This window comes from Megasphaera hominis, from assembly GCF_014269395.1.
Classification (GTDB): Bacteria; Bacillota; Negativicutes; order Veillonellales; family Megasphaeraceae; genus Megasphaera; species Megasphaera hominis.
This window is the reverse complement of record NZ_JACOGK010000013.1, coordinates 59,002-70,278: the sequence shown is the minus strand read 5'-3', so window position 1 is coordinate 70,278 and position 11,277 is coordinate 59,002. Positions and strand designations below refer to the sequence as shown.

Annotated in this window: 11 protein-coding genes and 1 tRNA gene; 1 reads left to right on the top strand and 11 read right to left on the bottom strand. The window is 51.7% G+C overall.

Annotated features, from left to right (window positions below; translation table 11 throughout):
- Positions 1–139: 139 nt before the first annotated feature.
- From rlmH to H8J70_RS05800, 5 genes are all read right to left on the bottom strand, one after another.
- On the bottom strand, positions 140–619 hold the full coding sequence (gene rlmH / locus H8J70_RS05820; protein WP_186502918.1) for a 23S rRNA (pseudouridine(1915)-N(3))-methyltransferase RlmH: 480 nt from the start codon (positions 617–619) through the stop codon (positions 140–142).
- Positions 616–1,728 carry a S1C family serine protease gene (locus tag H8J70_RS05815; protein WP_186502917.1) on the bottom strand — a complete coding sequence of 371 codons (1,113 nt, stop codon included), beginning with the start codon at positions 1,726–1,728 and terminating at the stop codon, positions 616–618. The genes rlmH and H8J70_RS05815 overlap by 4 nt, the downstream gene beginning before the upstream one ends.
- Positions 1,725–2,699 (bottom strand): MBL fold metallo-hydrolase, encoded by a 975-nt coding sequence (locus tag H8J70_RS05810; protein ID WP_186502916.1) that lies wholly within the window; start codon positions 2,697–2,699, stop codon positions 1,725–1,727. The genes H8J70_RS05815 and H8J70_RS05810 overlap by 4 nt, the downstream gene beginning before the upstream one ends.
- On the bottom strand, positions 2,689–3,345 hold the full coding sequence (gene deoC, locus H8J70_RS05805; RefSeq protein ID WP_186502915.1) for a deoxyribose-phosphate aldolase: 657 nt from the start codon (positions 3,343–3,345) through the stop codon (positions 2,689–2,691). Before deoC ends, H8J70_RS05810 begins: the two co-directional genes overlap by 11 nt.
- Before the next feature lie 223 nt (positions 3,346–3,568).
- Positions 3,569–3,645 (bottom strand) — tRNA-Ile (locus H8J70_RS05800).
- A 184-nt stretch (positions 3,646–3,829) separates the two neighbouring features.
- Between H8J70_RS05800 and H8J70_RS05795 the strand changes: the two genes are divergently transcribed.
- Complete coding sequence (locus H8J70_RS05795) at positions 3,830–5,023, top strand: MFS transporter (RefSeq protein WP_186502914.1); 1,194 nt, start codon at positions 3,830–3,832, stop codon at positions 5,021–5,023.
- A gap of 88 nt (positions 5,024–5,111) precedes the next feature.
- Here the strand turns inward: H8J70_RS05795 and secF are convergent, their stop codons facing one another.
- The 6 genes from secF to H8J70_RS05765 form a co-directional block, all read right to left on the bottom strand.
- Positions 5,112–6,065, bottom strand: a complete 954-nt coding sequence (gene secF / locus H8J70_RS05790; protein WP_186502913.1) for a protein translocase subunit SecF — start codon at positions 6,063–6,065, stop codon at positions 5,112–5,114.
- Positions 6,062–7,297 carry a protein translocase subunit SecD gene (gene secD, locus H8J70_RS05785; protein WP_222433601.1) on the bottom strand — a complete coding sequence of 412 codons (1,236 nt, stop codon included), beginning with the start codon at positions 7,295–7,297 and terminating at the stop codon, positions 6,062–6,064. The genes secF and secD overlap by 4 nt, the downstream gene beginning before the upstream one ends.
- A gap of 156 nt (positions 7,298–7,453) precedes the next feature.
- Positions 7,454–7,786 (bottom strand): preprotein translocase subunit YajC, encoded by a 333-nt coding sequence (gene yajC / locus H8J70_RS05780; RefSeq protein WP_288201511.1) that lies wholly within the window; start codon positions 7,784–7,786, stop codon positions 7,454–7,456.
- A gap of 57 nt (positions 7,787–7,843) precedes the next feature.
- A complete protein-coding gene (gene tgt, locus H8J70_RS05775) occupies positions 7,844–8,950 on the bottom strand; it encodes a tRNA guanosine(34) transglycosylase Tgt (RefSeq protein WP_186502911.1) in 1,107 nt (368 codons plus the stop codon).
- A 12-nt stretch (positions 8,951–8,962) separates the two neighbouring features.
- A complete protein-coding gene (gene queA, locus H8J70_RS05770) occupies positions 8,963–9,982 on the bottom strand; it encodes a tRNA preQ1(34) S-adenosylmethionine ribosyltransferase-isomerase QueA (protein ID WP_186502910.1) in 1,020 nt (339 codons plus the stop codon).
- A 46-nt stretch (positions 9,983–10,028) separates the two neighbouring features.
- Positions 10,029–11,267, bottom strand: a complete 1,239-nt coding sequence (locus H8J70_RS05765; RefSeq protein WP_186502909.1) for a SpoIID/LytB domain-containing protein — start codon at positions 11,265–11,267, stop codon at positions 10,029–10,031.
- Positions 11,268–11,277 lie beyond the last annotated feature (10 nt).

The window sequence follows — 11,277 nt, the reverse complement described above, 5'->3', positions numbered from 1 at the left end:
CTAGCACCGTATGTAGTTTTTCTTCTGCACAAACCTTAGTTCTATGCATAATAAATGCTCCCTTCCAAGTAGAGTGAGATTTTATTATTTCTCATGTCTACCTAGAAGGGAGCATATCATGACGGAATGGCTCTTGTTTTTATAAATGGTATGGTTCATGCCGTTCTATTTTAATAGCCCTGTAAATCTGTTCCAAAAGCAACAGACGGATCATCTGATGGGTCAGGGTAATACGGCCAAAGGAAATACGACTGCCGGCCCGGCGGCGCACCGCATCAGAAAGGCCAAAGGGGCCGCCAATGATAAACGTCAATTCACTCGTACCGTGCAGCGCCAGATCGGAAAAAGCAGCAGCCAGTTCTTCTGATGAAATGAGCTTGCCGCCTACGTCGAGAACGAAGAGATACGAGTCAGGCCGCACGCGGGCCAGCATCTTCTCGCCTTCTTTTTCAAGGACAGCCGTTTTCTGCGCTTCTGACGGATGGTCCGGCATTTTTTCTTCCGGCAGGATGGTCAATTCCACTTTACCGTACGGCCGCAGCCGTTTCAGAAATTCATCCAGGCCGGCTGTAAGGTAGGCCTCTTTCAGCTTACCTATGCCGATAATGTGGTATTTCATCCGTTATCCCCCGTATTGGCTGGTGCTTCCTGCAAGGTGACGTCCGCTGTCTGGGATGAGCCGTTGCGGGTATACGTGACGCTCACAGTGTCACCTGGTTTTTGTTTGCTTAAGGCCGTCTGGATATCACTGAAGCTCTTAATATCCGTATCACCGATCTTCGTGATGATATCACCACGCTGGAGTCCCGCCTGATCAAGCGGTGCCCCGGCAATGACGCGATATACATACACACCATCGCTATTCATTTGCAGGCCAAAGCGGGCAGCCATCTGTTTATCCAGGCCGTAGAAGCCCATGTACGGACGGGATACTTTGCCGTATTTAATGAGATCTTCCAAAATCGGCCGGGCTGTGTTGATGGGAATAGCAAAGCCCAGGCCTTCGACGCCTTCCTGGGAAATCTTGGCACTGTTGATGCCCATGACCTTGCCATCGGCGTCCACTAACGCACCACCGGAGTTGCCGGGATTAATAGCCGCATCGGTCTGGATCAGTTTCATGCCCTGTCCTTCCGCCCCGACTGTACGGTTGAGCGAGCTAATGACGCCGGCTGTAACGGTCCCTTGGAATTCAAGGCCCAGCGGATTGCCGATAGCAATGGCCGGTTCGCCGACCATGAGGGTATCACTGTCGCCAAATTCAGCCACCGGCAGGTTATCCACATTGATTTTTACGACAGCCAGGTCGGTCTGGGCATCGCGGCCGACAACGGTACCTTCCGTGCTCTGGCCATCCGCCAGGGACACGATGACCGTTTTTGAATTGCCTACGACGTGATTATTCGTAACGATATAGCCTTGCTTATCGAAGATAATACCTGAACCCACGCCTTCACCGACGAGCACCTTGCGATTAAAAATGTCCCGGTTATAGACCTTCGTCGTAATCCCTACGACGGCCGGGCTGACCTTTTTGGCCGCCTTGACAATGGCTGTATCACGGGCATTGGAGATTTCCCCACCCTTTGCCGGTTCCTGAATCTGGTTGACCGGCCCTTGATAGGTCTGGCTGAAGTACATATCGTGGAGCTTGTAGCCACCGACGATTCCGGCGCCGATGAGAACCACCGCCACGACGGCGGTCACCAGTTTTTTGTGTTGCATCATAGTACATTACCTCCGCTCTGAAAATGCACGGAGCCACTTGCCGAAGCCAGGCGCAAAAGTACGTCCTGGCCGATGACGACACCGCAGTCCGCCAATACGCGGCGCATGGTGTGTACGGTTATGGCTGGTGTATTATTATGTTCACTGCGATGGGCCAGTAAGACCTTAGTCAGGCTGCGCCGGGGCAGTTGTGCCAAAAATTGGGCTGCTGTCGTGTTAGAAAGATGCCCCTGCGGGCCAAGGATACGCTGTTGCAGCGCATAGGGATACGGACCATGACGCAACAGTTCTTCATCGTGGTTGGCTTCCAAAATGAGGATATCCGACCAGGCCGCAGCGGCCATAACAGACGGTGTAATGATGCCTAAATCCGTAGCCAAGGTTATTTTACAGCCTTCATGATAGACGGAATAACCGACAGAACGAGCCGCATCATGACTCGTAGCAAAGGGCACGACCTGCACTTCGCCGACAGAAAGACGGCGTGGGAGCTGTACAAAACAGTTCTGATACGCGGCTACCTTTGGTCCCATAGCCCGCCAGGTCTCTGCTGTCGTATAGACAGGCACGTGCGTACGCTTCAATAAGACCGGCAAGCCACTGACGTGATCCGTATGCTCGTGCGTAATGAATACGGCATCGAGGTCACTCAGCTCCGCACCAAAGCGGCGCAAGCCTTTTTCGATCCGCCGGCAGCTGATACCGGCGTCAATCAGTAAGTGCGTATGGCCGCAGCGGATATACGCCGCGTTGCCACGGCTGCTGCTGGCTAAGAGACTGACCAGGCAGTCGCCCTGGTGACTGACCGTATCGTTCCCCATCTCAATCTCGCCGCCGTAGATTTCACCCGGTTCAGCCAGGGCTGCGGGGCCGGCCGTTATTTCCGGTATAGCTGTACCGGTTTCTGACTGGCCACGGTAACGGCCAATAGCCCGGGCCATTTGTACTAATCGGAATTCACTATCGGTCATTATTTTCTCCCGCCACAATCGTTATACCTGCACTGGCGCCAATGCGATTGGCACCGGCAGCGATGAGCGCTTTTGCCGTTTCATAGTCGCGAATACCGCCGGACGCCTTGATTTTCGCCTGGCCGCAAACGGCTTCTCTCATCAGTGCTACATCAGCCACAGTGGCACCGCCATGGCCAAAACCGGTCGAGGTTTTTACATACGCCGCTCCGCTGGCAACGGCAGCCTGGCAGGCTTTTACTTTTTCTTCATCCGTCAAGAGCCCCGTTTCCAAAATGACCTTAACGGGATGGCCTGAAGCGCTGTCCACGACCTGGCGGATGTCCGCTTCTACGTAGTCCCAGTCACCAGCCTTCGCCCGGCCGATAGACAGGACCATGTCGATTTCATCAGCCCCATCGGCAATAGCGAGGGCTGTCTCCTGTGCTTTTGCCGCTGACGCCATAGCACCTAACGGGAAGCCGATAACGGAGGAAATGAGGACAGTTGTACCTGCAAGCGCAGCCTTAGCCAGGCTGACGTACGACGAATTGACGCACACGGCGGCAAAGCCATAGGTCTGTGCTTCTTCACAAAGGCGGCGGATAGCCGCCGGTGTTGCTTCAGGCTTTAAATTTGTATGTTCAATATACGCTGCAATGGACATAGTATGTAACTCCTTTACAGTTTTATAAGCAAAACACAGCAGGCCCAGCCTGACCAGGCGGGCCTTCATAGGTAAAAATTCTTCTCTATGAATTATAATTATAGCACATTTCCCACGGCAAAAAAAACACCTTTTCTGCGCCAAAGAGAGGTGCCCTGTCGTACCGCCAGAGGTACATAAAAAAATGAGCCCGGTACGCTACCGGACTCATGACACAATACTATGGTGGGCCTAGGTGGACTTGAACCACCGACCTCACGCTTATCAGGCGTGCGCTCTAACCAGCTGAGCTATAGGCCCATGCCTTGCGACTCGTTTAGTATACCACATTATCTATGCTTGTCAACAGCTATTTTTTCTTTTCATGTTTCTGTCCTGTTCCCTCTTATTACAGCAACTATAAGGCAATGCCTTTACCTACCATTTCCCCCGGTGCTATGGTACAATGGGATTAAATTTAACTATAAAAAGAGGGTGTTTTCGTATGAAGAAACTCGATCCTCATGTGTACCTGTTTACCATGGGGCATTTTTCTGTTGACTGGGCCCAAGGAGGTATCCCAGCCTTACTGCCATATTTCATATCGTCGTGCAACCTAAACTATCAGGAAGCAGCCGGTATTATTTTTGCCAATATTCTCCTTTCTTCTGTCACACAGCCGTTGATTGGCTATTACTCCGATAAAATCTCCAAGCCCTGGCTCGTACCCTTAGGCTCCATTCTCTGTGGCCTGTCCCTGACACTGCTGGCGTTTACGACCAACTATTGGTTCATCCTCTTCTTGTCCATGATCAGCGGTCTCGGCGGCAGTCTCTTCCACCCGGAAGCAGCCCGCATGGTAAACCGCATTGCCGGCAAATTAAAAGGCCAGGCCTTGGGCAGCTTTTCCGTCGGCGGCAACGCCGGCTTTGCCGTTGGTCCTATGGTCGCCGGGTTCAGTGCCTATACCTTTGACATTCATGGCCTCGTCATTTACGGTATTGTCAATCTGATTATTGCCACCATTATGTACCGGCAAATGCCGACAGTTCTGTCCATGGCGGCAGCTGCCGATCAGGCTGAAGCCAAGGCGCATCCCAACGCCATTCACGAAAACGACTGGAAATCCTTTAGCAAACTGACCGTGGTCATCTTTGCCCGTTCTATTGGCTTTACCTTGTGTAACACGTTCATTCCTATTTTTTGGATTACCGTTCTGGGCGCCTCGGCCACAACAGGCAGTCTGGCCTTATCCATTCTCTTCTCCATGGGCGTCGTCATCACCTTCCTCGGCGGCGTTATGGCCGACCGGTTCGGCTTTATCCGCGTCATGCGCGGTTCATTCCTGCTCATGATTCCTGCCATGTTTTTTCTCGTCAACAGTTCCCAGCTCTGGCTCGCTACGCTGCTTCTGATTCCTGTCGCGTTCTCTCTCTTTGCCCCATACAGCCCGATCGTCGTATTAGGGCAGACCTTCCTCGGTAAAAATGTAGGCTTTGCATCGGGTATTACACTCGGCCTGAGCACGACCGTAGGTGGTCTTCTTTCGCCTATCGTCGGCTGGGGCGCTGATCTCTACGGTGTCCAGACGGCCCTGCAGATTCTTTGGATTTGCGCCATCATCGGTTGCATCTTCGCGTTCCTCGTACCGACGCCAAAGAGCTGGCTAGCCCAGGAAACGGACCGTGCTGCCCGCTGAACCACACATGAATACTAAAAACACCCCTGTATTCCAATGGAAACAGGGGTGTTTGTGTTATAAGAAAGCAGCTGGCAGTAGCGGAAAATCACGCTTGTTCCGTCGCCGTTTCTGCATCCGTGTCTTCTTCTATTTCTTTTTCAGCTTTAGGACCACGGCGGCTGTTCTTGCTGTGGTTCTTCCATACAACCCAGAGGGACGTATCGACACAAATGGAGCTGTAGGCACCACTAATGAAGCCGATGAGCATGACCAGGGAGAAGTTCTTCGTCGAGTCACCACCGAAGAAATGAAGGGCGCCACAGGCAAAGAGTACCGTCGTCAGCGTATAAATACTGCGGTGAATACTCTGGGCAATACTGTCGTGAGCCAGTTTTTCATACGTATCGGTCCGCCGGTGGGTACGCGTATTTTCGCGGACACGGTCGAAGATAACGACAGCTTCGTTCATGGAGTAGCCGACAACGGTCAGGATGGCCGCCAGGAAAGTAGCATCAATTTCCAAATGGAAAAATGAGAAGACGCCGAGTACCATGATCAAATCGTGCAAAATAGAAACGATAGCCGAAATGGCAATTTTGTATTCGAACCGGAATGTAATATACGCTGCTAAGGCGATGAAAGCTACGGCCAGATTGATAATGGCATTCTTCGTAACTTCCGAGCCGATAACGGCACCGACCGATTCCGTCCGTTTTACTTCGGCACCGCCGAGCTGATTGCTCAGATCGTCAGAAATTTCCTTGCTTTCTTCTGACGTCAGGTTGCGCATGCGGATCATGACGTCCTGGGACGCATCCTGATCGGTAACACCGGAGAGCTGGATAACGCTGTTGCTCAGGTTCAGTTTAGATGAGTCGACGACGTTACGCACCTGTTCAACCGTGACAGGCTGTTTGAACTGCAGATCCAGAATCGTACCGCCCGTATAGTCAATGCCGAAGTTAAAGCCATTGACAAACATGGAAACGATACTGAAGATAACCAGGACAGACGACAGGGTGAACCACCATTTTTTATGAGCTACAATGTCAAATCTCATTTCAGTCCCCCCTTATTCTTCATGTGTTCCGGCACCTTGCGGTTCAGTCCATAGAACCAGGGATTGGTAACCAAGCCCGTATTGATGAACCACGTTAAAAGCGAACGGCTGACGACGATGGCCGTGAACATGCTGACGATAATCCCCAAGGCCAGGTTGACAGCAAACCCTTTGACAGTGCCACTACCCATGACGATGAGGACGATGGCTGCAATCATGACGGATACGTTCGCATCGAGGATCGTATTAAAGGCCCGTTTGAAGCCCGCTTCCATAGACGTTCGCAAGCTCTTGCCAATGAGCACCTCTTCCTTAAAGCGTTCAAAGATGAGGATATTCGCATCGACGGCAAAGCCCATAGAGAGGATAACACCGGCAATGCCCGGCAGGGTCAGCGTCGCATCGAGATACTTCAGAATGGATAAGAGAATCAGGATATACACGAGCAAGGCAATGTTGGCAACCAAGCCGGAAATACGGTAAATAATGATCAAGAAGACCATGATCAGCACGATGCCGACGGCAAAGGCTTTTTCCGATTTTATTTTGGAGTCCTGCCCCAGGCTCGGCCCGATTGTCCGGACTTCCATAACCTGCAATTTGACAGGCAGGGCGCCGGAACGCAGGAGAATAGCCAGGTTCTTCGCATCCTCTAAGGTACGGCTGCCCGTAATAACGGCTTTGCCGCCCGTAATCGGTTCGTTGACGACCGGATCCGTCAGGACCTGGCCATCCAGGGTAATGGCAATTTTATGACCGACATTGGAAGCCGTCAGGTCAGCAAATTTCTTTGCCCCTTCATCGGTGAATTCAATGGCAACTACGTTTTTATGGCCCTGGTCGATCTGTTCCTTTGCATTCTTCAGATCCGAACCGGTCAGGCGCGTTGTCCCCGATTCATCTTTAAATTCCATGACAGCCGTTTTACCAATCGTTTCGATAGCCTTTTCCGGGTTCTTTTCCCCAGGCAGTTCGACGATGATCCGGCGTGCCCCTTCTTTCTGTACTAATGGTTCTGTCAAACCCATTTCATTGATACGGCGTTCGACGATGGTCACGGCACGGTTCAGGGAATCCTCCGTAACCGGAGCGTCCGGCGTATCGACGGCTTCGAGAACGATGTGTGTACCACCTTGTAAATCCAGGCCCTGCTTGATCGAGTTGGCCAGCGGATAAATAAAGGTGACGAAAGCCGCGAGAATGATGATGACGGCACCAAAAAACTTAATCATATTTCGGGTCCGCAAAAGCTCTCCCCCCTCTTGGGAAACAGATAATAGCAAATATAAAATCCGTAGCCGGTCCGGCTAAACGGCAAGCAGGGAACAGGCCTGTACAAAACAGGACTGTTCCCCTATGAGACATAGCCGGGACAGCGTCAGACCGGTTTATTTCATTTCTTCTTCTTCACCGGCAATTGCGCTAATGGATTCTTTCGTCATTTTAATTTCTACTTTGTCAGCAATACGGATACGGACGTAGTCGTCTTTAATTTCCGTAATCGTACCATAAACACCACCAACAGTAACAACTTTGGTATTTTTCTTCAGGCTGGCAAACATTTCCTGGCGTCGTTTCTGCTGACGTTTCTGCGGGCGATAAAGGATGAAATAAAAGAGCAGGACCATAAAGAGCAAGGGCCACATCTGTCCTAAATCACCAAAAATGCCAAGGTTGTCATAGTTCGTCAAACCATTAAAGAAATTTGCAATAGAATCCACAGTTTTTACCTCCTACAAAAAGAAAATATAAGATATGTTCATGATGCTGCGCATGGCTTATGCATCTTGATACCGTTTCCAAAAATCCTGACGAAATTCGCGGAACGTGCCATTGAGAATGGATTGCCGCATATCGCGCATAAAGCTTAACAGGAAATAGAGATTATGAATACTGACCAGCCGGTAAGCCAGCAGTTCTTCCGCCTTAAAGAGGTGGCGGATATACGCACGCGTATAATTGCGGCATGTATAACACTGGCAGCCTTCTTCAATGGGCCGGAAATCCCGGGCATAGGTGGCATTCTTTACAGTCAGACGGCCTGTATGCGTCATAGCCATACCGTTCCGGGCCACCCGCGTGGGGAATACGCAGTCAAACATGTCGACGCCGCGGGCTACACCTTCGACGAGACAGTCCGGTGTGCCGACACCCATGAGATAGCGGGCTTTGTTTTCCGGCAGGTACTGCGTCGTATTATCCAATACATCATACATTATATCTTTACTTTCGCCAACACTCAAGCCGCCGATACCATAGCCGTCAAAATCCATATCGACCAGGTCTTCACAGCTCTTTTTACGCAAATCCTTATACATGCCGCCTTGGACAATACCAAAGAGCCCCTGCGTATCCGTGTGATGGTGATCCAGGCAGCGCCGGGCCCAGCGGCTTGTCCGTTCCGTCGAAAGGAGCGTATACTCATAATCTGACGGATAGGGAATGCATTCGTCAAAGGCCATCGCAATATCCGAGTTAAGGGCCATCTGGATATCCATAGACACTTCCGGAGAGAGGAATTTTTTTGAGCCATCCAGGTGACTGCGGAAGGTAACGCCTTCTTCCTTAATTTTGCGCATCTGCCCCAGACTGAACACCTGAAAGCCGCCGCTATCCGTTAAGATAGCCTGTTTCCAATTCATGAAGCGATGCAGCCCGCCGGCCTCCTTGACCAAATCTTCGCCAGGACGGAGGAAGAGATGATACGTATTGCTAAGAATAACCTGAGCCCCCATATCATACAATTCTTCCGGCGTCAGCGTCTTCACTGTCGCCTGCGTACCGACAGGCATGAACATGGGCGTCTTAAAGGTGCCATGCGGCGTGCGCAAAAGGCCTGCCCGGGCGCCGTCACATTCGGCCTGCAATTCGTAGGTAATGACCATAACTTCCTCCTCTTAATGAATAAACATGGCATCGCCGAAGCTAAAGAAACGATATTTTTCCTGCACCGCAATTTCGTAAGCATGAAGGATCTTTTCCCGCGTCGACATGGCGCTGATCAGCATGAGCAGCGTCGATTCAGGCAAATGGAAATTTGTAACCAAAGCGTCGACGATGTGGAACGTAAAGCCCGGATAAATGAAGATATTTGTCCAGCCGGAGCCGCTTTGGAGGACGCCTGTCGTGCCGGCGCTTTCCAGTGTCCGGATGCTCGTCGTGCCGACAGCAATGACCCGCCGGCCTTCGGCTTTGGCTTTGTTGACGGTAGCTGCCGCCTCTTCTGTGATGCTGTAAAATTCACTATGCATCGCGTGATCTTCAATATTTTCTTCTTCTACAGGGCGGAACGTGCCAAGGCCCACGTGAAGGGTGACAAAGACCAGCTCTACGCCTTTGGCCTTGATCTTTTCCAGCAGTTCTTCCGTAAAATGCAGGCCTGCCGTCGGCGCCGCTGCCGAACCTTTTTCCCGGGCATACACGGTCTGATATTCATTGGGGTCTTCCATTTTTTCGTGAATGTACGGCGGCAAGGGCATTTCACCAATCGTATCGATAATATCGTCAAAGACGCCTTCATAATGGAATTGAACTACGCGGCCACCGAAATCGGTCCGGTCGAGTACTTCTGCCGTCAATCCTTCAGGGAACTCGATGATCGTTCCCGGCAACGCCTTCTTGCCCGGTTTCACCAGAACTTCCCAGCGGTCCTCACCGACCGGTGTGAGCAGCAGGACTTCTACCTTACCGCCTGTCTGCTGACGATGGCCGTATAAGCGGGCCGGAATGACTTTGGAGTCGTTAAAGACCAGGACATCTCCGGCGTGGAGTTCATCGAGAAGATCATAAAAATATTTGTGTTCTACTGCCCCTGTTTCCTTATCATAGAGCATGAGCCGCGCGTGATCACGCGGTTCTGCCGGATGCTGGGCAATTAATTCTTTTGGCAATTCATACGAAAAATCTGTCAGTTTCAAAAGTATCCTTCCCATCTCTTACTGAGCAGCTGCTCTGGCAGCTGCCTTAATATAATTTTTCAATATCTGTCCCTGTATAGTAATGGGTCAGTATTTTACGATAATAATTCCGTTCACTGCCATGTTCCCGTGCCATCTGGTAGGCGCCATACTGGCTCATGCCCAGGCCGTGCCCCCAGCCATAGCCAAAAATGGTCAAGGGTTCGCCGGCCTTCAGCTGCAGTGTTGCCCCATGGGCCGTCTTGCCCGAATCGGGATCCGGTGCACTTCCCTTGCCCTGATAAAAGTCGAAGAGAGTACTCTTCAGGCCAAAAATAGACTGAAAAGCCTGGCCAGATACCTTTACGGTACCCTTAGAGCCACGGACGATCATATCCAGGACCCGGCCGGACACACCCCGGTCCGGTACGGCCATGGGCCGCCGGGCTAACGGTGACAACGTAATAGAATAGACCTTGCCCACGCCTTTACCGGCAGCCGCCAGATTAGCGCCGAGTTTTTCCGGCGTCGTCGTCACGGCCCAGCTGTACGACGGCATGTGGCTGCTGTCATCGGCTACACCACGCAGATATGGGATCTTATTTCCCCAGACGTTTTCACTGTTTTCCGTCCAGCCGCCGGCATTCGACATGAAAAAGGCATCGATCGGCTTACCCCGATAGGTAACGATTTCGCCGCGTGTAGCATCGACGGCATGAATGACCGCCGGCGCTTCTCCGTTAATTCCTGCGTAGGTCTGGCTCGCCGTATCATCGGTCATATCAAAACCCCGGCGGGAAAAATAATTTTTATGCGTAACAGCATAGGTCCGGGCCGCTACGGCCTGCGCTTTCAGCGCTTCCGGATGCCACGACGGGGACATTTCCTTGCCAACAACACCATAGAGATATTCTTCCATTGGCACGACGTTGACGACTGTAAGGCCCCAGCGCTGGGGAGATTTCATGATTTCCAAGGATCCGCGATACGCATAGCCATCGGTAATACGGACAAATCCGGAAGAAGACAGAGGACGTACTTCTACGTCACCTACTTTTTTTCCGGCCACCTGAATGGCATTGCCAGCAATAGAAAATTGAACCGGCGTCTGGGCGGGAAATTTTTTCCAAAGCTTTCCCTGGGACCAGATTGCCAGGCCAGCCGGACTGGTCAGCGTCACAGAACTGCGTTCTTCACGAATACCGATGCGTACATCCTGGCCTAAGCCGGAAGCCCAGGCTGCACTGCTGACATAGACTCCCAGGGCCAGCACAACAGCTGCTATGCGCCAAAAAAAGTGCTTCATTCCACTGTAG